At 35.0% G+C, this 26,268-nt stretch carries 27 protein-coding genes; 14 read left to right on the top strand and 13 right to left on the bottom strand.

The features are described 5' to 3' along the window. Nucleotides 1-39 precede the first annotated feature (39 nt). The gene (locus BM183_RS09600) at nt 40-540 is read left to right on the top strand and encodes a hypothetical protein (RefSeq protein WP_091686484.1); all 501 of its coding nucleotides are present in this window, start codon (nt 40-42) and stop codon (nt 538-540) included. Between the two features lie 165 nt (nt 541-705). Here BM183_RS09600 and BM183_RS09595 read toward each other — a convergent pair whose 3' ends face one another. The 5 genes from BM183_RS09595 to BM183_RS09575 all read right to left on the bottom strand — a co-directional run bounded on the left by BM183_RS09595 (nt 706) and on the right by BM183_RS09575 (nt 5,731). Further along, entirely contained in the window at nt 706-1,431 is a 726-nt protein-coding gene (locus BM183_RS09595) for an ABC transporter ATP-binding protein (RefSeq protein WP_091686483.1), read from the bottom strand. Next, nucleotides 1,418-2,266, bottom strand: coding sequence for an ABC transporter ATP-binding protein (locus BM183_RS09590; RefSeq protein ID WP_091686481.1), 849 nt, complete (start codon nt 2,264-2,266; stop codon nt 1,418-1,420). The genes BM183_RS09595 and BM183_RS09590 overlap by 14 nt, the downstream gene beginning before the upstream one ends. Then, nucleotides 2,256-3,392, bottom strand: a complete 1,137-nt coding sequence (locus tag BM183_RS09585; RefSeq protein ID WP_091686479.1) for a branched-chain amino acid ABC transporter permease — start codon at nt 3,390-3,392, stop codon at nt 2,256-2,258. Before BM183_RS09585 ends, BM183_RS09590 begins: the two co-directional genes overlap by 11 nt. A gap of 16 nt (nt 3,393-3,408) precedes the next feature. After that, entirely contained in the window at nt 3,409-4,290 is an 882-nt protein-coding gene (locus BM183_RS09580; RefSeq protein ID WP_091686478.1) for a branched-chain amino acid ABC transporter permease, read from the bottom strand. Between the two features lie 262 nt (nt 4,291-4,552). Beyond that, complete coding sequence (locus BM183_RS09575) at nt 4,553-5,731, bottom strand: ABC transporter substrate-binding protein (protein WP_091686476.1); 1,179 nt, start codon at nt 5,729-5,731, stop codon at nt 4,553-4,555. Nucleotides 5,732-6,695: 964 nt separating this feature from the next. Between BM183_RS09575 and BM183_RS09570 the strand changes: the two genes are divergently transcribed. After that, a complete protein-coding gene (locus tag BM183_RS09570; protein WP_091686475.1) occupies nt 6,696-7,235 on the top strand; it encodes a hypothetical protein in 540 nt (179 codons plus the stop codon). 200 nt (nt 7,236-7,435) lie between these two features. On the opposite strand, the gene BM183_RS09565 is transcribed toward BM183_RS09570, so the two are convergent. From BM183_RS09565 to BM183_RS09555, 3 genes are read right to left on the bottom strand one after another with little or no spacing between them, the layout of a single operon-like run. Further along, nucleotides 7,436-8,773 (bottom strand): ABC transporter permease, encoded by a 1,338-nt coding sequence (locus tag BM183_RS09565; protein WP_091686474.1) that lies wholly within the window; start codon nt 8,771-8,773, stop codon nt 7,436-7,438. 12 nt (nt 8,774-8,785) lie between these two features. Beyond that, nucleotides 8,786-10,114, bottom strand: a complete 1,329-nt coding sequence (locus BM183_RS09560; protein WP_091686473.1) for an ABC transporter permease — start codon at nt 10,112-10,114, stop codon at nt 8,786-8,788. Next, nucleotides 10,101-11,042 carry an ABC transporter ATP-binding protein gene (locus tag BM183_RS09555; protein ID WP_091686471.1) on the bottom strand — a complete coding sequence of 314 codons (942 nt, stop codon included), beginning with the start codon at nt 11,040-11,042 and terminating at the stop codon, nt 10,101-10,103. The genes BM183_RS09560 and BM183_RS09555 overlap by 14 nt, the downstream gene beginning before the upstream one ends. A gap of 438 nt (nt 11,043-11,480) precedes the next feature. Here BM183_RS09555 and udk point away from each other — a divergent pair, with 438 nt between their 5' ends. The 12 genes from udk (at nt 11,481) to BM183_RS09495 (ending at nt 20,856) form a co-directional block, all read left to right on the top strand. Beyond that, nucleotides 11,481-12,101, top strand: coding sequence for a uridine kinase (udk, locus tag BM183_RS09550; RefSeq protein ID WP_091686536.1), 621 nt, complete (start codon nt 11,481-11,483; stop codon nt 12,099-12,101). 165 nt (nt 12,102-12,266) lie between these two features. Then, complete coding sequence (locus BM183_RS09545; protein ID WP_091686469.1) at nt 12,267-12,824, top strand: HD domain-containing protein; 558 nt, start codon at nt 12,267-12,269, stop codon at nt 12,822-12,824. 115 nt (nt 12,825-12,939) lie between these two features. Further along, nucleotides 12,940-14,217, top strand: coding sequence for a DUF6273 domain-containing protein (locus BM183_RS09540; RefSeq protein WP_091686468.1), 1,278 nt, complete (start codon nt 12,940-12,942; stop codon nt 14,215-14,217). Nucleotides 14,218-14,692: 475 nt separating this feature from the next. Continuing rightward, entirely contained in the window at nt 14,693-14,878 is a 186-nt protein-coding gene (locus BM183_RS09535) for a winged helix-turn-helix domain-containing protein (protein WP_091686466.1), read from the top strand. A 45-nt stretch (nt 14,879-14,923) separates the two neighbouring features. Further along, a complete protein-coding gene (locus BM183_RS09530) occupies nt 14,924-15,694 on the top strand; it encodes a nucleoside phosphorylase (protein WP_091686465.1) in 771 nt (256 codons plus the stop codon). Beyond that, nucleotides 15,687-16,289 (top strand): ECF transporter S component, encoded by a 603-nt coding sequence (locus BM183_RS09525; protein WP_091686463.1) that lies wholly within the window; start codon nt 15,687-15,689, stop codon nt 16,287-16,289. The genes BM183_RS09530 and BM183_RS09525 overlap by 8 nt, the downstream gene beginning before the upstream one ends. A 21-nt stretch (nt 16,290-16,310) precedes the next feature. Beyond that, nucleotides 16,311-17,087 (top strand): energy-coupling factor transporter transmembrane component T family protein, encoded by a 777-nt coding sequence (locus BM183_RS09520; protein WP_091686461.1) that lies wholly within the window; start codon nt 16,311-16,313, stop codon nt 17,085-17,087. Next, nucleotides 17,075-17,929 (top strand): energy-coupling factor ABC transporter ATP-binding protein, encoded by an 855-nt coding sequence (locus BM183_RS09515; protein WP_091686460.1) that lies wholly within the window; start codon nt 17,075-17,077, stop codon nt 17,927-17,929. The genes BM183_RS09520 and BM183_RS09515 overlap by 13 nt, the downstream gene beginning before the upstream one ends. Nucleotides 17,930-17,932: 3 nt before the next feature. Then, the gene (locus BM183_RS09510) at nt 17,933-18,736 is read left to right on the top strand and encodes an energy-coupling factor ABC transporter ATP-binding protein (protein WP_091686458.1); all 804 of its coding nucleotides are present in this window, start codon (nt 17,933-17,935) and stop codon (nt 18,734-18,736) included. A gap of 395 nt (nt 18,737-19,131) precedes the next feature. Further along, complete coding sequence (locus tag BM183_RS09505; protein ID WP_091686457.1) at nt 19,132-19,455, top strand: GNAT family N-acetyltransferase; 324 nt, start codon at nt 19,132-19,134, stop codon at nt 19,453-19,455. 166 nt (nt 19,456-19,621) lie between these two features. Next, nucleotides 19,622-20,158, top strand: a complete 537-nt coding sequence (locus tag BM183_RS09500) for a CD3072 family TudS-related putative desulfidase (RefSeq protein ID WP_091686455.1) — start codon at nt 19,622-19,624, stop codon at nt 20,156-20,158. A gap of 122 nt (nt 20,159-20,280) precedes the next feature. Then, nucleotides 20,281-20,856 (top strand): CD3073 family putative ECF transporter S component, encoded by a 576-nt coding sequence (locus BM183_RS09495; RefSeq protein WP_091686453.1) that lies wholly within the window; start codon nt 20,281-20,283, stop codon nt 20,854-20,856. 193 nt (nt 20,857-21,049) lie between these two features. On the opposite strand, the gene BM183_RS09490 is transcribed toward BM183_RS09495, so the two are convergent. The 5 genes from BM183_RS09490 to BM183_RS09470 form a co-directional block, all read right to left on the bottom strand. Further along, the gene (locus tag BM183_RS09490; RefSeq protein ID WP_091686451.1) at nt 21,050-22,222 is read right to left on the bottom strand and encodes a quaternary amine ABC transporter ATP-binding protein; all 1,173 of its coding nucleotides are present in this window, start codon (nt 22,220-22,222) and stop codon (nt 21,050-21,052) included. Between the two features lie 3 nt (nt 22,223-22,225). Beyond that, nucleotides 22,226-23,101, bottom strand: a complete 876-nt coding sequence (locus tag BM183_RS21000; protein ID WP_091686450.1) for an ABC transporter permease — start codon at nt 23,099-23,101, stop codon at nt 22,226-22,228. A 12-nt stretch (nt 23,102-23,113) separates the two neighbouring features. After that, nucleotides 23,114-24,100 (bottom strand): ABC transporter substrate-binding protein, encoded by a 987-nt coding sequence (locus BM183_RS20995; RefSeq protein ID WP_091686448.1) that lies wholly within the window; start codon nt 24,098-24,100, stop codon nt 23,114-23,116. Between the two features lie 151 nt (nt 24,101-24,251). Beyond that, nucleotides 24,252-24,878, bottom strand: a complete 627-nt coding sequence (locus BM183_RS09475; protein ID WP_170847949.1) for a GntR family transcriptional regulator — start codon at nt 24,876-24,878, stop codon at nt 24,252-24,254. Between the two features lie 159 nt (nt 24,879-25,037). Beyond that, entirely contained in the window at nt 25,038-26,063 is a 1,026-nt protein-coding gene (locus tag BM183_RS09470; protein WP_091686445.1) for a phosphotransferase enzyme family protein, read from the bottom strand. Nucleotides 26,064-26,268: the final 205 nt, after the last annotated feature.

Genomic DNA, 26,268 nt, shown 5'->3' with positions numbered 1-26,268 from the left:
TTTGAATATGCATTGTAATCATAGATATGGAGGAATACTTTGAATAAAACAAGAATTATTGTTTTAGGGGCTTTACTGGCAGCCTTAGCAGCTCTGTTTCAGTTAATACCATACTTTTTTTCGGAAATGCTAGTATTATTAACTATTTTTAGCGGGCTTCCAATTTATATTATTTCAAGAATTAAACCCAAAGTGGGTGTCCTATCCTATATTGTTGCAAGTGCTATTATTATATTTTTTACCCTTCATGAAGGATTATTTTTTCTATGTACCAATGGAATTATAGGATTGTCTCTTGGTATCTGTAATTACTATACTAAAAGAAAGAGCATTATATGGATAATAAGTTCCTTTATTCTAACCATAACTTTAAGCATTATGAATTATGGGATTGGTATTCCTGTTTTTGGAGGAAAAATCCCAGGAAATATGATAATTCAACTAGTTATTTTATTATGCTTTTCTGTAATTTATAATATTATATACTTTTATTTTCTAAGCATTATTTTTAATAGAATAAGTAAATTAAGGTGTTTTTAAATAGCATTTTAGATCTTAAAAATTTAATAAAATCAGGCATTCAACCTTTATTACTAGACAATAAAAAATATCCTCTCTGTATAGAAATTAATAAGAAAGGATATTTTTTAATGATCACTAATTAGATTTTGCTTCCATTAAGATATTAAAAGCTTTTAATTATATTTACTTTTTCTTTGCTTTTCCAAGATATGCAGCCTTAACAGTTTCATCATTTAACAGCTCCATACCTGTGCCTTCCATGGTTATATTACCGGTTTCACATACATAACCGCCATGGGCGATTCTTAATGCAAGGTTGGCATTTTGTTCTACCAAAAGGATGGTTACACCTTCCTTGTTAATTGTTTTTATAATGTTCATGATTTCATTAACGATAATGGGTGCAAGCCCCAGAGAGGGTTCATCCATCATGATTAGTTTTGGTCTGCTCATTAAGGCACGGCCTACTGCTAACATCTGCTGTTCACCACCGGAAAGGGTTCCTGCAAGCTGCCAGGAACGCTCCTCCAGTCTGGGAAATAGTTTATATATTCTTTGAATATCCTCCTCCAGATTATCCTTACGTAAATAAGCACCAATCTTCAGGTTTTCTAAAACGGTCAGATTAGGGAATACCCGCCGTCCTTCCGGTACCAAAGTGATACCTTTTTCTACAAGAGTAGTAGTCTGAGCACCTGTTATATCTTCTCCGTTATAAGTGATTTTACCCCTTTCCGGTTTTACCAGGCCGGATATAGTTCGAAGTATGGTGCTTTTTCCCGCACCATTTGCTCCAATTAAGGTAACAATATCACCTTCCGATACAACAAGGCTGATTCCTTTTACTGCTTTAATACCTCCATAGGATACACATAGATCTTCTATTGATAATAAATTATTCTTCGCCATCTTCCTGTACCCCCAAATATGCGTCAATAACCCGCTGATTATTCTGAACTTCCTCCGGAATTCCGGAAGCAATTAATTTACCAAAGTCTAAAACGTAGATACGGTCTGATATCTCCATAACCAGATCCATGTGGTGTTCAATCATGAATACAGTTAAGTTGAATTTAGAACGTATATCATGAATGAAAGCTGTTAATTCCCCGGTTTCCTGTGGATTCATCCCGGCAGCAGGTTCATCCAATAATAAAAGCTCCGGTTTTGTAGCAAGGGCACGGGCAATTTCTAAGTGTCTTTGCTGACCATAGGGAAGGGAACTTGCTTTTTCATCTTTTACATCGGTTAAACCAAGGATGTTAAGCAATTCTAAGGTTTCCTCCCTCATAGTATGTTCCTCTTTGTGATTCAGGCAAAGTGTGGCTGAAAGGAAGTTGGCTTTTGCCCGCATATGTTTGGCAATAAGGACATTTTCAAATGCAGTCAGATCTTTAAAGAGCCTGATATTTTGAAAGGTACGGGCTACGCCAAGTTTTGTAATCTGATCCGGTGTTTTCTCTATTCTGGTATTGAATTTGCCATTATTTTGTCCGGCATATAGTTTCTTCATGGAGCCTTTTGGATAGTTACTGGTTATTAAGTTATCTTTAAAATAAATGGCTCCGTTAGTTGGTGCATAAACACCGGTTACCACATTAAAGGCAGTGGTTTTTCCGGCACCATTTGGGCCAATTAAGGAAACTATCTCATTCTGATTTACTTCCAGTGATAAATTATCGACTGCAACAACTCCCCCAAACTGCATGGTGATATCTTCTAATCTTAATATACTATTTGACATGGTTAGAACCTCCTTTAGAGGTTTTTTTCAGGATAAATCCTTTTAATCCTGAAACACTTTTTCCAATCTTCTCCCAGGAGAATTCACTTTTACCCATAAGCCCTCTCTGATAGAAGAGTACCACAGCCAGCAGTATGATAGAGAAAACTACCATACGGAAACCAGTACGGAAAAACGGAACCTGAAAACTTCCGATATAAAGGGGGTTATCGAAGAAACGCAGCCACCATTCTTTACTTACGGTTACTAAAAGTGCCGAAATTACGCTGCCTGTTACACTTCCGATTCCACCGATAACAACTATTAACAGAATATCATAGGTTAAGGAAACGCTGAAAGTTTTGGAATCAATGGAACGCATAAACATGGCAAGCATTCCTCCGCTGACACCTGAGAAAAAAGAACCAACTACAAAGGATAACTGTTTATGTTTAAACAGATTAATACCCATAGCTTCTGCGGCGGTATCGTCTTCCCGAATGGCTTTAAATGCCCTTCCATAAGTACTGCGGATTAACAATACCATAAATGTTATACAAACTGCAGCAATAGTAAAGGTCTGTATGATGGAGGAAAAACCATGGATTTTCTTCAAACCATAAGAGCCATTTGTTATGGTATCCAATTGAGGACTGGATATAATTGCACGCATGATTTCAGAGAAACCAAGTGTTGCGATGGCAAGGTAATCGCTTTTTAACCTAAGAACAGGAATACCGATTAAGGCTGCGAATAATGCCGCTGCCAAACCTCCGGTCATTAATGCAATATAGGGATTAATGACCTGTAACCAGCCTGGAGTGGAATCCAATAAGTTTTTAAAATTCATAATTGCCGGTGATACACCGCTTATGTAATATACATCCTGTATGGTATCTGTGGGAATTAAGAATATAGCTGTAATATATGCACCGATTGCCATAAATCCTGCCTGACCTAAGGAGAATAAACCGGTAAATCCGGTTACTAAGTTCATGGAAACTGCAACAACTGCTAAAATAGCACCTTTCATAAGTACGGTATATGCCATGCCATAGTTTGCCTTATTGGTTTCTAAAAAGAATAGGAAGGCAAGAATGATTACTGCTAAAATAATAGAATAGGTAATCTTTTTTGAATTCTTCATACAAGCTCCTCCTTTCCTAAACCTTGTCAATATTTTTCTCGCCAAACAAACCAGTAGGGCGGAATAACAAAATGACAATTAATAAAGCAAATGTAAAAGCATCACTAAAGGTGGAATATCCTAGGGCTACTAAAAGGGTTTCACTAATACCGATTACAAAACCACCTACCACAGCTCCGGGAATGCTGCCGATTCCCCCAAGAACCGCTGCAACGAAACATTTTAATCCCGGTAGTGTTCCGCTAAAAGGTGTTACTGACATACGGTCTGTAAAGTATAAAATGGAACCAATGGCAGCCAGGAAGGAACCAATTACAAAGGTTACACTGATAACTTTGTTGATACGAATTCCCATTAGCTGTGCTGTTTCAAAATCTTTTGATACTCCTCGAATGGCAATACCGATTTTTGTATGGTTAATAAGGAACATTAGAGCAATAACCAAAAGAATAGTAAGTACCGGTGTTATAAAAGTAACCAAAGAGGCAGAAACTGTACCGAACTGGAATATTTTCTTTAGGAAAGGTATTTCCGGATATGCACGTGGAAGTGCAGTAAATAAATAGGTAGCCAGATTCTGTAACAGATAGGATACCGCAATGGCTGAAATCATAATTGACATTCGAGGGGCTGTTCGCAGTGGTTTATAAGCCACCCGTTCTATTACAACTCCCAATATAATTGTTAGGATACATACCATAGGGATTGCAATCTGCCATGGTAGACTTGCCATTGAAAATATCATGAAATAACCTGCCATCATGAATATGTCACCATGTGCAAAGTTTATCAGGCGGAGAATACCATATACCATTGTATATCCAATAGCGATTAAAGCATAAGCACCGCCAAGGGATATCCCTGTTAAAATATGCTGAAAAAATGTGGATAAAGTCATGTGATGTCCTCCAATATTTTATCTTTTCCTCTAAAGCAGTAGAGGCTGCCGCAAATGTAGCAGGCAGCCTCTTAATATACTTTAACCTCATCAGGTAAGAGCCCCACTTCTGCAAGCGGGGGTAAGGACTTTCCTGATTCAGCAGGAGTTCAAGCTTCTGCTGAAATGTCACGTAGTGGCAATGAGATTATGAACAAGTAGCGTAAGCGGATAAACTTGCCTGTAGGCAAGTGGAATATCCGCTTTGACTAATAGTTAGAGACTATTTTGCAACGGTTATTGTCTTTAAGAATTCAAAAGTCCCGCCTTTAACTGCCTTAATAAAAGCAATATCCTTTTTCGCATCACCATTTTCATCAAAGGAAATACCACCGGTAACGGCATCTTTTTCTACTTTTGCTAACGCGTCACGAATAGCTGCTGGGTCTGTGGAATCTGCTTGTTTGATTGCTTCAAGTGCAACTATGTAAGCATCATATCCAAGTGCAGATACTGCAGGAATAATCTCTGATTGTTTGTTCTCTTTTAAGTATTCTTTAAATCCTTTAACAAAAGATTTTGCTTCATCGGTTGCCGGATCTGCTTCATCATAGAAAGTGGAAAGAACTACACCCTCTGCGTATTCCCCTGCATTTTCAATAATAGATGAGTTCTCCCAAGTGTCACCTGCCATAATAGTCGCTGTAATTCCAAGTTCACGGGCCTGCTTAATAATTAGAGGAGCAGTAGCAATGGAAGAGGGAGCAAATATTACATCTGGATTTGCCGCTTTTACATTGGTTAGGATTGCCTTAAAGTCAGTTTGATTTGTCTGGAATTGTTCTTCACTGACAATGGCACCATCACCAGCCAGTTCTTTGAAAGCTGTTACAAAATAGCTGCCAAGACCGGAGGAATAATCATCACCAAGTTGTGTAATGACAGCTGCTTTTTTTGCACCTTCCTGAAATGCATAGTTAGCCATTACAGTACCCTGGAATGGGTCTAAGAAGCATACACGGAAGTAATAGTCATTACCAAGTGTAACCTGAGGATTTGTACAGGAAGCACCGATTGCAGGAACTTTAGCTTCTGCAAAAATCTCGCCGGCTGCAATAGATACACCGGAACCATAAGAGCCAAGTACAACACTGACATCGGAGCTGATTAAATTCTGTGCGGCACTTACTGCCTCTGTTTTATCACTTTTGTTATCTACTTCCACTAATTCAATTCTATAAGTTTCTCCACCGATTTCCACAGTTGGATATACCTTATTAGCATAACGCATACCCAGAGCTTCCTGGAAACCACCACCGCCATTTTCTCCTGTAAGAGGTTCAAAGACACCAATTTTAATTACTTTACCTCCATCTGTACTGGTTGGTTTACTGCTACAGGCAGTAAACAAGCTTACAACTAAGCTTAAGCAAAGTGCAACAGCAAATACTTTGCGTTTCATAAAATACCTCCTCCTATTTGTCTTTCTGTGAAAGACATTTGTTCTTTATACTTTAGTAGTATACCACCTTAAACAACTGAATTCAAGAGAATGTTAAAAAAGTATAAACATTTCTAATATATTTTTAAAAAAGGTAATCGTAGTATATTTGATGTACGCTTTGCCCATTAAAGCTGGTGGAAGTACTTTGAGAACAGGGGATATAGGTTTCTTGTTCCATAGGGGAATTCGATGGTTCTAATAGGACAGCAATCCCTTAAAACATCATTGAAAATGGATAACTCGGTGGCGTTGCCACCGAGTTATCCATTTTCAATGATTGGCGGGATTTCTATCCTATAAGAACCATAACGAATTTCCCAAAGTCACAAGAAACCTATATCCCCTATTTTCAAAGTTCTGTTTACGTTTTTGAGGGCAAAGCTGGGTATTGAAAAATATGGTGGTAAATATAATTGTTAAAAGTATAAGTTATAATTGAATTTATAATAAATTTATAATGTCAACACTTTATGTAATTTTTTACATATTTGTAATTGTAGCATCTATAGAGAGAAATGAATTCATGAAAAACGGTATTATAAAAAGTATTAAAACTATCTTTTAATTTTTAGAAATTTAATTATGAAACTAGATTAAACATAAGGTAAAGATAGACCAGCTTATTACTACTATTTTTTATTAATGATCATAAATAAATTAATCTATTTTGAAAACATGGCGTTGCTATGCAAAGGGATTATACTAAAGTTTTTGAATGATATTTAATAGTTAAATATATGTAGAACTTCTTGAAAGTATTAATATAGAAAATATTATATGCATCGTTACAATATGAATTATGGTCGTATTGGAGATGATTCTATTTTTCGTACAGATAGTCATAAGAGTTATGTTCTTTCATTAGACCATGAGTATCTCTTTCTGTGGCAGAAAATATATTAAAATTAAAAGGATGTGAGAAATGTATCTATACCATTATTATGACAAGTCTATTGGACCATTTATGAATTTATCAGATATCCCCATAGATGAGGCTAAAAAGGTACTTAATGAGTTTAAACAAAATAAACCCAATGTTCAATGTGCAGGAAGACACGTTGAATATATGGAAACAAGATTATATTACGAAGAACTTATAAGGAATCTATTTATTAAAAAGGGTGGAAGTGTCACAAGAAATGCACCACATTATATGGTTGTAGAACATAGCCCATGGCTTTCTACATGGTATGAGAATAGTGCATATATTAAAATACCTATAGAAGAGTTTGATTTAAAAACAATATCATTTACATATGGGGATTCACACCCAACATTTAGTCCAAAAGTAGATGATTCAAAAGAATATCGAAAAAAGGTTTATATGTATGATGAAATTCTTGCAATAATAAAAAAATATGGACTTCCCCAGGATTGGAATCATGATGGTAAGTTTGGACCCGAAAGATATATTGAAGTACAAATTTGGAGTGATAATCCTATAAACAAATATAAAAGATGAAAATACTAAACAATCAGTTTGTTTTACATACTATCTTAAAAAATTAAGGGAAGCCAAAAGACTTCCCTTATATAACTTATATATTTTTAATCATTCTAAAACAACATAGTCCAATTCAAAAACAGCTTTGCCCCTCATAACCTATTTGACCTCCCATACTCATGAAGGTCCAGATAACCTATATAGGCAAAGCGTCCTTACTATTTATTCGCTTTTATTACATTCCCAATCATCCTTAAACTAACTTTTTGTCCGTTATATAATATAAGCCCTTTGTAAATTCTGCCTGACAGCATAATAACGATTAAAGTGAAAAGAAGTAACAGCAAGGTTGTAATAATACCTTCTCCTAATCCAATTGTTCCTGTTAAAATATCCACAGGAATACAAAATGGTGCTGTAAACGGAATGTATCTAGTTACCACTGTTACGGTTTCATTGCCCAGCATAGGTGAAAGATAAGTAATCAACCAGCTTATAATAACAGGGAACTGGAAAATAGCCTGTGTAGATGCGGCTTCTTCCGGTTTGGATACCAGACATCCTGTAAGTCCTGCAATGACACAATAGAATAGAAAGCCAATGCAGAATGCTACAATAGTTAAAATTACAGCAGGAAGAGTGAAAGCAGTTTCACCGATATTATCCTTTAAGAAATTAATTACTGATATTACCGAACTTTCGTATCCCGGATATATGGAATGGGCAACGGTATTTCCAAGGTATAAACCAGCAAAAATGGCAACTAACCAGGTTACAAATTGTAGAATTGCCATTGCGGAAACGGCTAATACCTTACCTGTGATTAAGGCATATGGGTGTACAGAAGTCAATAAGGTTTCTACCAGCTTTGAAGTCTTTTCTGTAGAAACTGACTTGCTAATAGCCTGCCCATGAAAAATAAGCATCATATACAGCATTAAACCAAATATCATAGGTGCCACCATCTTTATGACAAAGGTGATTTCATTAGTATCTTCACCAATATCAGCAAAGGAGGTTATAACTGGTTTTAAAGCGGCAGCCAATTGTTCTTCGGTTAAACCTGACTGTAATAACTTGTTAGTTTCAAATGCAGCGCTCATTGGCTCTATTAATATTTCTGCCTGACTTTTGGAAATTACAGAGCCGTCAGGGATGACAATTTCGATGTCATATCCTGTATCTGTGGTGTTAATAATAGCTGCAATGGTCACTGTTGAATCTGATGCTGCTGTTTTTATTACATCTTCTCTGGTTTGACCTGTAATTGTCTCGAAAACAATATGTGCATATTGTTCCTGGGAGAAAAACGGATTCATTTCTTTATAATCAGTTGGCTGCAATCCGCTGTTATCTAAGACTAATACTTTTTCTATTGGTGAACGTTCCGGCATGTTACTTTGCTCCGGTTTTGCCGCTATTACATTAATTAAAACGGATGCCCCTAATATAAGAAGTGCAACTAATGCGGTAACAAATTTAAAGCCCGGGCCTTTTGTTAATTGACGGAAGGTAAAGCCAAATACGGTATTCCATCCTCTAAAATTATTCTTCATTTGCCCACCTCCCTAGACTGTTTTTGAAAGATGAATTAATTCTTTCAATTTAATTGTATTACCATTATGAAGTATAAGTGTTTCATAAATTTTTGCAACAAAACTGAATAGCAGCAGGATAAATACCAGTTCAAGAACTATGGCGATACCCACTAAGGGTAAGGTGGCTTTTCCAATAAGAATTGCACCTGGTAATATAAATGGAGAAGACAGGGGGAATAAGAAAGCAAAAACAACAAATGGATTGATTCCTGCTCCTACCAAAGTACCTGATGCACCTAATCCAATATATACGCCAATCAGGTTTGTAATTGTAAATAAAGTCAGACCTTCATTTAATTCTTCTATTCGGCTTACGGTTGCTCCTGCCAGACCTGCCAAAGTAGCATAAAAGATCATACCAAGCATAACCAGTATAAAGCATAACAAAATATTTACTATATTGATATTCTGAAAGATATCTTTAGGTAAAAACTGTTCCAACATGCTGCTGCTGTTGCCTGGAATAATGACAGAAGTTATCCGATTGGATACAAATAGTGCAATTACCATGGATACCATCTGGAACAAAGTTGCAAATAACATGGCTATTATTTTACCAACCATAAGTGCCAAAGGTTTTACCGTAATTAGCAGATACTCCACAACACGAGTGGATTTTTCAGTTACAATACTGGATGCAATCTGTGTGCTTGACAACATATTTGCCATTAATACAAAGAATAAGATTCCATATATAAACCAATATTCAGCCATGGATATGGAAGTATCTTCTTTTAGGATAATCTCTCCATTCACATCAGCAGCAGATACGCTGGTTCCGATTTTGGCATTCAGCATTGCATTTTGTTCATCTGTAATTCCTGATGCATTAATTCTTAATAATTGGAATTGCTTTGCCAAAGCATTACCTAAAGCCTGTATATGTGTATCTTTTACAGGTCCTTTACCTGCTTTAAGAAAATGCAGAGAGAACATATTTGAATCTTCTGTAATGGTTAAGATAACAGAAGTGGTTTCCTTCTCCACCTCTTTGGATAAGGTATCATATTCTTCTGAAGCTGTTTCAAAAAGAATATGGTTCATATTTTCCTCCGGCAGGAGCTTTGAAAAATCAATGTCCTGAAGGGAAGTACTGTTATAAACGTATACTTTCTTTATAGGGCTTGGTGCATTTACATCTTCATTACCACTGTTAAATATTTTATTAACCAGGGGCATGGATATTAAGGAAAGAGTAATCAGTATTATATAGGAGATGAGAAATGCTTTACTTTTCAAGGTTTGCACCAATGTAAAAGAAAATACATCCTTCCAGCCGGCTAAATTACTTTTCTTCATTTGCATCCCCTACCTTTTCAATAAATATTTCATGTAATGAAGGTTCACGGAGTTCAAATTTTACAATAGGAATTTGGTCGTTTATTAACTTTGTAAGAAATTCCATTGCCTGCTCTTCGCTTTTAACCTTCAGATGATATTCACTAGGTGTTTTGCCTGCTATGGTAAGACCAAAAGAGGATATATAGGATGCAATATCCACATCACTTTTCACAAATAAGTTTACACGTCCATATCCTTTTTTTATTTCATTTAAATTACCTTGCAGCACTGCCTTACCTCGATTTAAAATCGTAATATCAGAACAGAATTCTTCAATGGTAGGCATCTGATGGCTGGACATAATCAAATATTTGTCTTTGCTGATTTCTTCCCGTATAATAGATTTGAATAAATCTGTATTTACAGGATCCAGACCGCTTAAAGGTTCGTCAAGAATAAGCAGTTCCGGATCAGATATTAAGGCAGCCACTAATTGGACTTTTTGTTGGTTACCTTTTGATAATTGATCGGCGCGATTGGATTTGGAAGTTTTTCTACCTTTGGTTTTAGGGGGAAATACATATTCAGTCACTGCTAATCTGTCAGCCCAGTATTTTATACGGTCCATTGCAGTATGCTTTGGTACATTGCGAAGCTTTGCAAAGTATAAAAGTTGATCCAGTAAAGAATATTTTGGATATAAGCCTCTTTCTTCTGCAAGATAACCAACGTTAGTACGTATAGGATCTAAAGATTTTCCTTTCCATAAAACTTCACCGTTATTTTTGGCAAGCATCCCTAAAATAATACGCAGTGTGGTTGTTTTACCAGCACCGTTAGTTCCAAGCAGAGCATAAACACCAGGCTCATGGATCTCGAAACTCAAGTTATCTAAGACAACTTTGTCTCCGTAACTTTTAGATAAATTATTAACACTTAATGACATATTAACCTCGTTTCTGGCACTTTTAACGCCTTTTAATTATAATACAATGTTGTATTCCAGTACTAATTGCTGGTTGCTTCCCCACTTCATTTTAAATCCCTTATTGATATTAAAAAGATATTTTATATTTGGGCAAAACTTATGTAAACAAATGGTTTTTACATATGCCCAAGCAAAAATGATTATACCACTATTTTACTTTAGATAAAAGTACTTCCAATAAATTATTTTGTGATTTATCTTCTTCGTTTTATATGATAGAATATAAAAGAAAAAAGGAAACCAAGGTGATTTATGTCGTTGGAATGTATAGAATATAAGAACGGCATTTATTTGGTAGTGTGAAAGAAAAAATAAATGAAAGGAAGCCACAGTTATATCTTTCACATAGGTTTGTGGCAGTATCACATATCACTTGTGGTATGCATGGTAAGTTGTATGAAAAATGTTGTTGTTATAGGGGTTTCAGGAGGTTCTGCTTCCGGAAAGACAACAGTTGCGAATCGAATAAAAGAAGCATTTAGAGACAGTGTGGAATTATTAAGCCACGATTTTTATTATTTACCTCACGATGAATTGCCTTTTGAAGAAAGAACAAAACTAAATTATGACCATCCCAATGCATTTGATACCGAAAGAATGATTACCCACATTAAGGCATTAAAACAAGGTGATGCAATTGACAGGCCGGTCTATTCTTACAAAGAACATACCCGGGTTGCCGAAACAATAAGAGTGAATCCTGCTAAAGTTATTATAGTAGAGGGATTTTTAATTTATGAAAATGCGAATCTTCGTTCCTTAATGGATATTAAGGTATTCGTAGATACCGATGCGGATGAAAGGCTGATCCGCAGAATTGTTAGAGATGTAAATGAGCGGGGAAGAAGTTTGGAATCTGTTATAGCGCAATACATAAATACCGTAAAACCAATGCATGAATTATTTGTAGAGCCTTATAAAAAATATGCAGACATTATTATACCCCGAGGGGGAAAGAATAATGTGGCAATGGATATGCTGATCCACAGAATAAAAGCTATTTTGGCGGAGCAATGAATATAATTATGAATTGTAGTTAGCTTGGGGCGGGGATTTTCCTCGCCATTTCTTATTAATAATGGTATAATCAAAGGAAGCATGAATACATCCGATGGTAAACCTCATTTACTATAATAGGTAAATGACGATAATGGGAATAATTAAATAACAGGAGGTAAGTAAGTGGATACGAGAAAGTTAATTGAAATTCTTGGAACAGCAGAGAATTTAAAAAATAACACCCGCCATTCCTGGACTTCACAAGGAAGACATGAAAGTGTAGCAGAACATAGCTGGAGACTAGCATTATTTGCTTATTTTTTAAAAGATGAATTTCCGGAAGCGGATATGGATAAAGTAATAAAGATGTGTATATTCCATGATATGGGAGAAGCATTTACCGGTGATATCCCATCCTTTAACAAAACTGCACAAGATGAAGAGGAAGAAAGCAAACAATTATATAATTGGGTGGATTCCCTGCCGGCACCTTATAATACGGAACTTAGGGCTATGTATGAAGAAATGGAGGCTTTGGAAACTTTAGAAGCTAAAATATACAAAGCTTTAGACAAAATAGAAGTAATTATCCAGCATAACGAAGCAGACCTTTCTACCTGGATACCCCTTGAATATACTACCAATTTAGATTATGGTAATGGTAATGTGGCTTTTTCGGAATATCTAAAAAAACTTCGAAAAGATATTTATAACGATACTGTACAAAAAATACATAAATAGCATATCCTTTTTTTGATATTTACTTTTTGAATAAAAAAGAATATGATGTGTTTGTATTTGTTTTAATAGCAAATACAATTAAAGAATAGAACTTTTGGAAATGAGGATGGTTATTATGTCTCAAAAGGACAAGGATTTGTTAGAAAAATTAGCAGAGGAAAATAAAATGACGGATGAAACAATTTTAAAAACAGAAGCAGAAAGTGAAGAAGCCATTGATGCAGGTAAAGAAATCAATTACCAAAAAGTATTAAATTTAATGCAATCAATAGGCTGTATGACTCCTTATAAAGATAAAGTAGATATGTACCTTGAAGCAGCAAAACAATTTGATGAATTATCTGATTATAAAGATTCCAAGGAGCTTGCCGGGGAATGTAATCGTCTTGCTAAATTGACAGAGGGGGAAATTAAAGACCAGATTTATAAAAATGCCACGGAGCTGAAAGAACAGGCCAAACGGGCAGATGAATATAAATTAGCTGCCGAAGAATTTCGTAAAATCGATGGTTACCTGGATGCCAATACCTTGGCGGAAAAATGTGAAGAAGCAATCACCCGTATAGAAAAGAAATCAGGCAGGAAAAAGTTAATAAGAAGTGCGGCAGTTGTACTTGCAGTTGTTGCAATATTTTTTGGAATCAAAAATACTCATGCAAAATATTATTTAGCCAATGCATATCAGTTTACTGGTTCTTATAATCAAGCAATTAAAATCTATAAAAAAATAGATGGTTTTAAAGATAGTAAAGATAGAATGGCCGAATGCAGATACCAAAAAGGATTAAAGGCTATGGCTGAAGAAGATTATAAAAATGCTAAAAAAGCTTTTGAAGCAGCAGGGGACTATAAAGACAGTGACCAGAAAAAAGTGGACATGGAAAAACTATATATTAAAAATAGTGAAATCGGAGATACCATTAATATAGGTGAAAATAAGTGGAGAATATTAGATATACAAGGTAATCAGGCTTTATTACTAAAGGACCTGGCATTGCCCGGTATGGCATACAATACCAATGGAGGAGATATTACATGGGAGCAGTCTACATTGCGTAATTGGCTGAATTCAGAATTCCTGAATGAAAATTTTACACAAGCAGAGAAAGATAATATTATACTTACTACTGTAAAAAATCCGGATAATCCCAAGTATGGAACAGATGGAGGAAACGATACACAAGATTATATATATCTTTTCAGTATTGATGAAATAGAGCAATATAATGAACTTATTCCTGATTTAAAAAGTAACAGCTGGCTTCGTTCTCCAGGTAACCAACCAAGCAGTGCAGCCTTCCTGTCTGTAAACAGACTTGCTATGGAATATGGTTATGAAGCAAATAGTGAAGAATTCAGAGTAAAGCCAGTAATGTGGTTCAATCTAGATTAACTTAAAATAAAAGATAAAATTTAAATAAAAGATAAAAAATTATTGGCTGTTGCAAGACAGTCATTCTGAATATGGGATTTCAGCATAGTTGAATATTGGATGGAGAATCTTACTTTTAGAATAAGTTTCTATGGACAAGAATTCAGCTATATATGGATTTACTTTTCAGAATGGCATATTGGTTTTGCAGCAGCCTTTTTTAGTATATATTTTATTTTGGACATTTGTCCTAGATAAATATATACTTTTTTTATTATGGTAAAAAACATCACTATAAAAGGACAATAATCCTTTACTTGCCTTGACAAAGGGAATATAATTAATTTAAAATAACACAAAAAAAATTATTTAATTCCATAATGTATACATAATACACAAAACAAATGGTAGGTTCTTCATAAGTTTACTAAAAGAATTATAAAAGTTTAATGCACTGAAAAATTATCGGAAACAGACAAGCTGAGCGATAGTACGTATGTATTATGCAGCAATATGGGAACGAATACTTTGTATTCCCTTAAATATTTTAAAACAATTAAAGGAAAGTGGAATTATTGAGATTACAAAAGCGCATATTGTAATTAAGAATTTTGAAAAGTTACTGGAAGAAGAATGTCAGCCGGCAAGACAAACAGAGAAACAGGGAAAAAAGAAAGGTTGAAAGAAACATTCTTACAAAGACTTTGAAAGGAGTAGGGGAATATTTATGATAGATTTGCAGGCACATATCAGGCTGTCAAAAGAAGACGCCGCCAAATATGCGATTCTTCCCGGGGATCCGGGCAGAATTGATCACATTAAGACCTTTCTGACGGAGTCAAAAGAATTGGCTTATAATAGGGAAATGAGAAGTGTTAGCGGATATTACAAAGGACTTAAGGTGTTAGCGGTTTCAACCGGAATGGGAGGAGCCTCTACGGGAATTGCAGTAGAAGAACTTCATAATATCGGAGTAAAGTATATGATACGGATCGGAAGCTGCGGCGGGCTGGATCCCAGAATGAAATTTGGAGATTTATTGATTGTTAATGGTGCAGTTAGGGATGAGGGAGCCTCAAAAGCTTATATAGATAGCATATATCCGGCTATTCCGGATACGGAATTATTAATCAGTGTTTTAGAAGCAGCCAATGAATGCAAAGTACCATTTTTTATAGGAAAAGCAAGAAGTCATGATAGTTTCTATATTGACAATGAGGAGGAAATAAGTAAATATTGGTCTGGAAAAGGCATTATGGGGTCAGATATGGAGACAGCAGCTTTATTTACCATTGGGGCACTAAGAGGTGTAAAAACAGCCTCTATTTTAAACACGGTAGTTGAGTATGAAGGGAATTTAGCAGAAGAAATAAATGGTTATGTAGATGGAGAAGCATCTATGAAACTGGGTGAAAAGAATGAAATTTTGTTAGCTTTGGAAGCATTTGTAAAGGAAGAAAATAAAATAAATAATAAAAGGAGAGGTTATTATGAGTAAAAAGTTATGGTCATTAAAATTTAACACTGCAACGCTGGTATTAATACCTGCAGCAATTGGCATTAATTATTTAGGAAAATTATTTGCTAGTTTGTTAAAACTTCCATTATGGCTGGATGCTATTGGAACCTGTCTGGCAGCAGTACTTGGTGGGCCAATTATTGGTGCTGTCTGTGGTGCTGTCAACAACATTATATATGGTCTGACACTAGATCCTATTTCAACAGTATATGCCCTTACCAATATTGGTATTGGTATTGTAGTTGGTATTCTGGCCTATAAGGGATTTATGAAGAATCTAAAAGGTGCCATTTTAACAGGTATTATAGTCGGTATTGTAGCAGTTATCATTTCTACACCATTAAATATATATTACTGGGGAGGAACCACCGGTAATGTATGGGGAGATGCGCTGTATGCATGGGCAGTGTCTCAGAACATGCCTATGTGGCTGGCTTCCGGTTTGGATGAATTAGTAGTGGATGTGCCGGACAAATTGGCAGTGGTTATTCTGGTATTTATCATTCAGAAAAGCCTTCCAAAGAATCTGCTTAATCTGTTCCACAATAATGAAGAAGTAGAAAGTTTGGATTAATAGTTTGAGAGGAGTTTACTATTGAAAAGTATTAGCTTATATGTAGACAAGGGATCGTGGCTCAATAAGATGGCTCCGGAAAGCAAGATTATATATATCATTACTGCAATTACCGTGCCTGCCCTGTTAGGAATACGATGGGCAGGCATGGGATTTATTGTTCTGAGCATAATTTTACTGCTATCAGGAAAAGTCCTTAAAAAGACGCTGCCATTGCTAGGGGTCTCCGGTTTTGTATTAGTAACGGTCCTGATTATTCAAGGATTATTCTGGGCAGGAAATATAACACCATTATTCAGAATTGGGCCGGCAGTATTTTATAAGGAAGGATTGAATTTCGCTTTGGGAATATTGGTTAATGTAATCAATATATTATTAAGCTTTTGTGTATTAATTCTTACTACCAAACCTTCCGATATGATTGAGAATTTTGTCAGGAAAGGATTCTCACCCCGTTTTGGTTATGTATTTATTTCCGTGTTTCAAATTATACCTCAGATGACAGAAACCATGAATACTATAACAGATGCTCAAAGAAGCAGAGGTATGGAAACAGAAGGGAAGCTATGGGTACGGATTAAAGCATTTATTCCTTTGATTTCGCCGGTTATAATGAGTTCCCTGATTAATACAAAAGAGAGAGCATTAGCATTGGAAGTACGGGGATTTAATTCAAAGAATAAGAAGACATTTTTAAATGAACAGGTAAAAACAAGTGCAGATATTTATATACAGATAGCTTTATTATTAGGTATTGCAGCTGCTCTGATTTGGAGGATTACCGTATGGCTAGGATAGTAATTGAACATCTGAAGTATAAGTATCCCGGAACCAATAAACTGGCTCTTGATGATATTTCATTTACCATTGAACCAGGTGAGTTCATTGGAATTATTGGAAGAAATGAATCCGGAAAAAGCAGCCTGTGTCAGGCAATTGCAGGACTGATACCGAATTTTTATAAAGGAGCCTATGGGGGAAAAATTTTTATAGATGACATGGAAGTAAAAAAAGTAGGCGTTGAAGAGTTGTGTGAAACCGTAGGAATCGTTTTTCAAAATCCTTTTAATCAGGTAACCGGATCCAAATTAACGGTATATGAAGAAATATCTTTTGGATTGGAAAACATGGGAATTCCCAGGGAGGAAATGATAAAACACATTGATGATGCCATGGAACTTTTGGATATTAGTAAATACCGTGACCGTTATCCCTTTGATTTATCCGGGGGACAGATGCAGAGAATGGCAATTGCCAGTATCATAGCCATGAAACCGGAAGTCATATTATTGGACGAGCCTACGTCTCAGCTGGATCCTCAGGGAAGGGAAGAAGTATTTCAGGCAGTACAAAAGTTAAGTAAACAGGGTATTACCATAATTATGGTGGAACACAACATGGAAAAGATAGCAGCCTACAGTGACCGCATTGTTTTGCTGGAGGATGGTAAGTTAATAGATATAGATACTCCCCAGAAAATCTTTTCACGTGATGATTTAGATGAGTACGGTGTGGAAGCACCAGTGTATACTCAGATATGCAGAGAACTTGGATTAAAAGACAGAAGCAGCGGATATTATCCAATTACATTGGAGGAAGCGAAGAGAATTTTATCCGGTGATAGGAAGGGGGAAATGTAAGGCATGAGTACAATTGAAGTAAAGAACCTTCATTTTTCCTATGTGGAAGGAGACGAAATTCTTAAAGGTCTTAATTTTGTTATTGATAGCCGGTCAACTGCAATTATTGGTCAAAATGGAGCCGGTAAAACTACCTTTGTAAAATTGTTGAAAGGCTTATTAAAACCAACAGAAGGTGAAATTCTGTTAAACGGTAAAGGGATTAAAGACATGACCGTTGCTGCTATTGCAAAACATGTTGGTATGGTATTTCAAAACCCCAATGATCAAATATTTAAAAATCAGGTATTAGATGAAGTTATGTTTGGCCCCCTTCAGATTGGTATGGATAAGGAAACTGCTAAGATAAAGGCACTGGAGGCACTTGAGATTGTTGGTCTGGCAGAAGAGAAACATACAAATCCATATGATTTAGGGCTTTCAAGAAGAAAGCTGGCGGCAATTGCCTCCATTCTTGCTATGGATACGGAAGTTATCATTTTTGATGAGCCTACCATTGCACAGGATTATGCTGGAAAGGAACGCATTAAAGATATTATTCGTAAACTTCGTAACGATGGAAAAACTGTGATTACCATTATTCATGATATGAACTTTGTGGCAGATGTATTTGAACGGGCCATTGTATTTGCACAAGGACATGCAATACTTGATGATTCTACAAAAATGGTATTCTTACAAAAGGAAATACTGGAAAAGTCTTATCTGGAGCAGCCAGATGTTATGAAGTTATGTTATGAATTAGGATTTAAGGAGGGTTTCTTAAACGTAGAAGAGTTTATACAAGGAAAAATGAATAAAAGGTAATAAATAAATCAAAAATAAAAAATGAGCTTAATAAAATGTTAATTCAATAAACATCTTTTGCTTTGTATATAAGGTACTGCAAAAGATGTTTTTTTATTATATAATAGAATTATGCAACATTATCTGAGATGCCGGTAAACGGTATCATTCTGAAAGAAAACAAACTTATATAAACAGTTTATAAAGAATACTGAAGGTTATCATAATGTTCAAACGGACAATATAGTTGAGAGAAAACAAAGGAAAAAATAATATATTTTGATTTTTTGTGTTACATCTGTAAATGAATGTAGTATGAATGGTGGTAAATGTAAATAAAATGATTATAATATTTTGAGTTTATTTATTACTAGTGGGAATAATAAATATATCTATAGGATGGAGGGCAAAATTTTATGAATTGGAAATTTGAAAACAATAGAATTTATAGTGAAGATGAAAATAGTGAAATATTGGCAGAGGCTAATTTCCGTCAAAAAGAAAATGGAGAGATAGATATAGAACATGTCTATGTTAATCCTAAACTAAGAGGACAAGGTGTTGGAGGAGAGGTAATGGCTACAGTTGCAGAACATTTAAGAAAAGAAGGAAAGAAAGCAACTGCTTCTTGTTCCTACGCAAATTCCTGGTTCAGAAAGAATCAGAAGAATTATGAAGATGTTATTTCAAATGGTTTGATGGATCAAGCTGTTGCTTGTAATATTAATGGTAAACACTGATAAAAAGCAGCTAATAGACTATAGGAGGAAGAGTGAAGAATAAGTATCTTCACAAATGGAAAAGTATACTTCAGAAAAATTCCGGAATGAAATTCACTTGAATTTCATTTTAACTTCTTTCCATATACAATGCCATAAAGCAGCATCATGACAGGAGGGTTGAAATATGGATAAAATACTAATAGTTTCACATTGTATCTTAAATACATCATCTAAAGTGGTGAGCTATAATCAAGAAGAAATAAAACAGGAAAATGCTAACAGAGAAAAATTAATAAAGTATGTACTAAAGAATAATATACAACTACTCCAACTTCCATGCCCGGAATTTTTATTATATGGAGCCAAAAGATGGGGACATGTGAAAGAACAATTTAATCATCCTTATTTTCGAAAACAATGCAGGGAGATGTTAGAACCCATTATCATGCAGTTAAAAGAATATGCTTCTTATCCGGAACGTTTTCAACTATTAGGTATTATCGCCATAGATGGAAGTCCAAGCTGCGGATACCATATGACTTGTAAAGGGGACTGGGGAGGTGAATTTACTGGTTGCCCGGATTTACATAAAAAATTTTACAACCTTTACATGGCAAAAGAACCGGGAATATTTATGGAGGAAATGATATCTTTTCTGAAAAAAGAAAATGTTGATATTCCTATTATGGATTTGAGTACTTTTACTACTCATATTAATTAATAGATAATATCTATTAATGTATCGATTATATCGGTATTATTAATTTGTTATATTCCTGATTTCATAATACAATTTTAAAATAGGTATTTTATTTTAAGTATTATGAATTGGGGGAACGTTCAATGAAAAGAAATAGTCCGGTGTATTTAATGACTTTTTGTTCTGTTGCTATTGCAGCTAATATTGTATTGGGTATTATAACCTCATTATTAAAATTGCCCTTCTATCTGGATACTTTAGGTACTATCCTTACTGCCGTTTTGATAGGGCCCTTTCCTGGTGCCGTTGTTGGGGCATTGACCAATGTTATTACAGGATTCATCTATAGTATGCGGGATATCCCGTTTGCCCTGGTAAGTATTGCTGTTGCATTAATTACAGGTTTTATTGCTAAGAAATTTAAATTTAATGTAATCACTGCAATTATTACAGGTCTTATTTTAAGTGTTGTAGCACCGTTAATAGGTACACCCATAGGTATCGCTTTATATGGCGGACTAACAGGAACGGTTTCCGATGTTCTCGTTATGGCACTTAAGAATGCAGGAGCCAGCTTATTTACAGCATCTTTTGTTACAAAGATAGGTAATAATCTGATTGATAAAGTGGGAACTTGTCTTATAGCTTATCTATTAACCATTTCATTGCCGGCGGGTATGAAAAGTACGTTAAAAGGTTACTCAGCAAAAATTCAATAATAAAACAATTATATTTCATACATTATGGAACCAATTACAAAGTGGCTGCTGCTAAATGAATATCTGCAACAGCCACTTTTAATGGGTTAAAAATTGAGATTATTGTTTAAACCCTATTCAAGGATAATCTTTAACTAAACGGCTGAGATAGCCATTTATTGTATTCAAACAGTCTCCCTCTAATAATTTAGTATTAAGCTAATGAGGAGAGTACAGAGGCTTTGGTAACAATTCCAATCAGTTGGTTTTTCTGATTGGTAACTGCGATGGGATATTTCGCCTCAGCTGCAATTGGCAGAAGGTCCTGAAGGTTCACTTCCGAATTGGTAACAGGAATATCCTTTATAATTACATCCTTTAATGGGACTTCTCCATTTCTTGCTTTTAGCGCACCATCAAGAGTGAGTAAACCAACTAACCTCATGTTATCACCAACCACATAAACGCTGGAAACTCCATTGGATTTCATTTCTTTCATAGCAACATTTGGCCCGTCACTTTGTTTTACAAATGCAGAAGGAACTGTCATAACATGCTTTACACAAAGTATTTTTGTTTTATCAATATCTTTAACAAATTCTTCTACATACTCGTTAACGGGCTGTTCTAATATCTCTTCCGGTGTACCAATCTGTACAATCTTGCCGTCTTTCATAATTGCTACACGGTCACCAATTTTAAAAGCTTCATTAATATCATGTGTAATAAATATAATTGTTTTTTGAACCATCTTATGAATCTTAAGCAGCTCAAATTGCATATCCCGTCTTACAATAGGATCTAAAGCAGAAAATGGTTCATCCATAAGCAGAATATCAGGATCGTTGGTAAGTGCACGAGCTATTCCTACACGTTGGCGCATACCGCCGCTAAGTGAAGATATGTTATGATTTGCCCATCCTTCCAGTCCTACCAGTGAAAGCATTTCTTCTGCTTTTGCTTCCCTTTCTGCTTTGGGAATACCCTTAACTTCTAATCCGTATGTTACATTTCCTAAAACAGTACGGTTGGATATTAAGCCAAAATGTTGAAAAACCATGGAAATGTGATTTCTTCTATATTCACGTAATTCATTTTTATTGAATTTACAAATATCTTTTCCGTTAAATAAGATTTCTCCTGAGGTTGGATGATGCAGCATATTTAAACAACGGATAATAGTGGATTTACCGCTTCCTGATAAACCAATTATAACAAATATTTCACCTTTTTTTACATCAAAGGATACATTATCTGTTCCCACTGTTGTGCCAAAACGTTTAAATATGTCTTTTTTATTGCTTCCGGCCTTTAATAATTTTAATGCATTTCCGATGCCGGACCCAAATATTTTAGTTACGTTTTTTACTTCTAATATATTTTCCATTTTTTATTCCTCCAATGCTGATGCTTTTTTGCTAAAACAGCCCTGGGTTAAACGGTCCATAAGGATGGCAATAATCACGATAGAGACACCGGCAGTGAAACCTCTTCCGATTTCCAAACGATTAATGCCTATTAATACTTCTTCCCCTAGTCCGGCTGCTCCAATCATTGAACATGTTACAACCATAGATACCGCCATCATCATAGTTTGATTAACACCAGTCATTATAGTTGGTAATGCCTGGGGAAGCTTTACCTTTAATAAAAGCTGGGTTCTGGTTGAACCAAAGGATTGAGCCGCTTCTACCATTTCTTTATCTACTTGATTTATAGCATGGCAGGTAAGCCTTATAACAGGTGGTATTGCATAAATAATAGTAGCGATAACTGCTGGAACTTTTCCTAATCCAAAGAACATAACCGCAGGAATTAAATATACAAAGGAGGGCATTGTCTGCATAGCATCAAGAATTGGACGGACAATGGCAAATGCCCTTTTACTTGATGAAAGCAAAATCCCAATAGGTAATCCAAATAATAAAGATATTAAAACAGATGCTATAACTATAGCCAGGGTCAGATTCATTAATTCCCAAAGGCCTAATATACCTATTATTGATAAACTCAATGCATACATTATACCTTTATATATTTTCTTACTAGTTCTCCATCCCAGAAAGAAAACAATAAGAATTAATAACCACCAGGGTATTATATTGATAATAGCGCCGATTCCGTCAAGTAATCCTAAAACGCCATCCTTTATTACCTTAAACAATCCTTCAAAATTTTTATTAATATCGTTTACAACATTATTGATAGAATCATTAATGTTAATCCTAAAATTATCAGGAAATTGTGCAAGCCAATTCGTATTCATAAATTCACCTTCCTAATTCAAAGCGTTTCTAACAAGTTCTGCCTTTTCTTCAGGCAACCATTCTGAAATTAATTCATCGTGATTTTTTAAGAACCATTTTGCTGTTTCTTCATAATTTGCTTTTTCATCTTGCATATATGCTAAGGCTTCTGCCGTTAAGCTGCTGGAGGTTTTGTATTTTTTTAAAAATTCTACAAAATCCGGAGCTTTTTTTACCATATCATTACTTGCACTTACAGTTACAATAACAGGTGGACAGGCTGTTTTTCCATCCGGATAAGTTTCTGGATCATATGGAGCATCTTCCAGAAGAACAAGATCATATTTACCAGTCAGCCAGGTTGGTTCCCAATAGTAACCAACAATAGGCTCACCTTTTTCATATGCAGTTGAAAATGCAGCGGCTAATGGAGCATCAGAACCAGGACGGAAATAATTAAAATCTTTATCTAAACCATAATATTTATACTTGTTATACATAACTTTATCAATTTCCCAACCGGAAATAGCTCCGTATATTCTTCCTTTTGTTACATCCTCTTCGTCAACAAATACATCTTTGTAATTAACAAGATCAGCAACAGTCTTCAAGTCAGGTGCCATAGGTTCAATACCTCTTGACGGGTCACCTTCAATTACATACCTGGGAACATAGAACCCCTGCTTGTTGTCGTCAAAATTAGTTCCAAGTTCTTGATAAGCGCCAGAAGCAATATCATCTGAATAACTGACTACATTGTTTGTCCACATCTCCATAATTACATCAATGTCATTTCCTTTTAAAGCCTGAACAGTAAGAGGAGTAGTTGCAGATATTTCTTCTGTTTCATAACCGTAAGCATTCCCTGCTATAAAGCTGGCAACTGCGTTATGAAATTTAATACTATCCCAACCTACATCCGCTAATTTAATTACTGTATTTGAATCTTTTTTACATCCAACTAAAAAGGATGCACATATCAGCAAAGTAATTCCTATTAACATTCCTTTTTTTCTCATTTTATGACCTCCCTTTCGATTTTCCGACAACTTTACTGTGTTATACAAGTTGGCACTTATGTATATATAATAATACAAGTTTTAAATTTGTCAATAAAAAAAGCCATATTTTTTTAATATGGCTGATGGGTAATACCTATTGAAATGTATCCTATTGATCACAATTTTTTATTAAATCCTGGATTCTTTGGGCGATTCCCATATCACCGGTAACCACGATAATATCATGGGGTTCAAATACAAAATGAGGCCCAGGTGATAATATAATATCGTCTGAACGCTTTATGGCAACTATAGTCGCACCGGTATTTTGCCAGAACTTTGTTTCCGTAATGGATTTTTTTAATATAGAAGAATTCTCAGGAATTTCGAATTCTAATGTGTATAATGGTTTAATGTTACGGTAACGTTCGCTGTAGTCAATAATCTGACCGACAATTTCATTTATACGCTTGTCCATGTTGGAGCGTTCTTTTAGAAGAGTATTTAGTTCCCGTTTTAAGTTTCTAAAATCATCTCCAATATTATTTCTTTCAATATATTTTAAAGCATTATCTCTTGATTTAATAATTGCACCGCTGCTTTGTAATACTTCAATAATTTTCATGTCTTGGAGAAGCTGGAATGACCTTCGAATAGTCTCTGGTGATACATTATATTCACTAGCCATTTTAGAACGTCCAGATATTTTGGTGTTTTCTTTTAATTCGCCTCTAGCAATTCGCACAGCAATATCCAATGCAATTTGGGAATAAACCGGTGGTCCAATGTTTTTCAAATGTAATCTCTCCATCCTTTATATTTTGTTTGTATTGTACTATTAACATGATTTTTTTGCAAGAATTCCTTACTATAATGGTACTCAGTGAAAGTATATTACAGCAGGAATGCAGCCACCCAGTCAATTTCTCTGATATTATCATTTGAATGAGTAATATTACAGTGTTGAAGCTGAAAGATTCATAAAAGGTGATAAATCCCACTCTAAACCTATGAATGGAATGTCATTCTCAATGGATTCTCTTCTATTACGCATGTAATTTTCTTCCCATGGACCTGGATTGTTCATATCACAGCTGCGGTAAACAACTACATAAAGCAAAAGTTCACGTAGTTTTAAAAAATCAGGTAATAGTTGAATCCAGAAATCATCCAACTTATTCTCTTCACGATACCCATCTAAAAATGCCTTTAGAAACCGATTGGCAAAAGCCAGTCTGTTTTCCGGGGTATCTGGCCTTAGAAGACAGTAGAACAGGGCTATAGCTATATCACTAATAAAATACATGTAAGAACAGTCGTCAAAATCGAAAACAGTGATGTCTCCTTTATTAATAAAAAAATTACCAGAATGTATGTCGGTGTGTATTAGGCCATATCCGTCTTTATCCTGAGGAAGCGATTTTAATTTATGAATCATTTTTTCTAATTTGTCAGCAACTATTTCATGACCTTCAGGAAGATATTCTCTGCAATTACTGAATAATTTTTCTTCATGCCATGCAGGGCGGGTTGTAGCTGTATTTTTGGGTTTATAACTTTTGGTCAGCTGATGCATTTTTCCGATAACTTTTCCCCATGTGCAAAACAGGGAATCATTAGCATCTTTCGCCTGAATATGCCTGCCCTCTGCTTTTTCAAAAGAGGTGGCTATAAAATAGTTATCCTCTGCTATGGGTATGATTTCTACTAACTGATGATTTTTAGAGTATACAGGCATACAGACAGCAGAATGATTTTTTGATAAATATTCAACCCAATCCAATTCTCCCTGAACCATGTTTTTGCTTCTATGGGAACTATGGGTTAAACGGAGCACATATTCTTTATTATTAATGGTATATCCGTAGACATAGTTTTCAAATCCGCCTACTTTTTTAACACTTCCCCTGTCCATATTGTATTTCGAACAAGCGGATGCAAGAATTTCTTCATTAAAGAGGGTATGAATATGCTTTTCCATAATAAAAATCTCCTGTTTTCATTTTTGGGTATTATATCATTAAAGAGATTGTAATGTCTATTAGTAATTAGAAAATCTATCCAGAGTAATAATTAGTATTATTCTAAGATTCTTCTTACCGGAATATACATTGTTTATTTATAGGGGAACTATAATGTATTTCTATGGTACATTTTTGTTTTAAAAGTTAAATTTTAGATAAATC

The organism is Anaerocolumna aminovalerica (assembly GCF_900115365.1).
GTDB lineage: Bacteria > Bacillota > Clostridia > Lachnospirales > Lachnospiraceae > Anaerocolumna > Anaerocolumna aminovalerica.
Note: the sequence above shows the minus strand (reverse complement) of the source record. Positions and strands in the feature narration are given on the sequence as shown.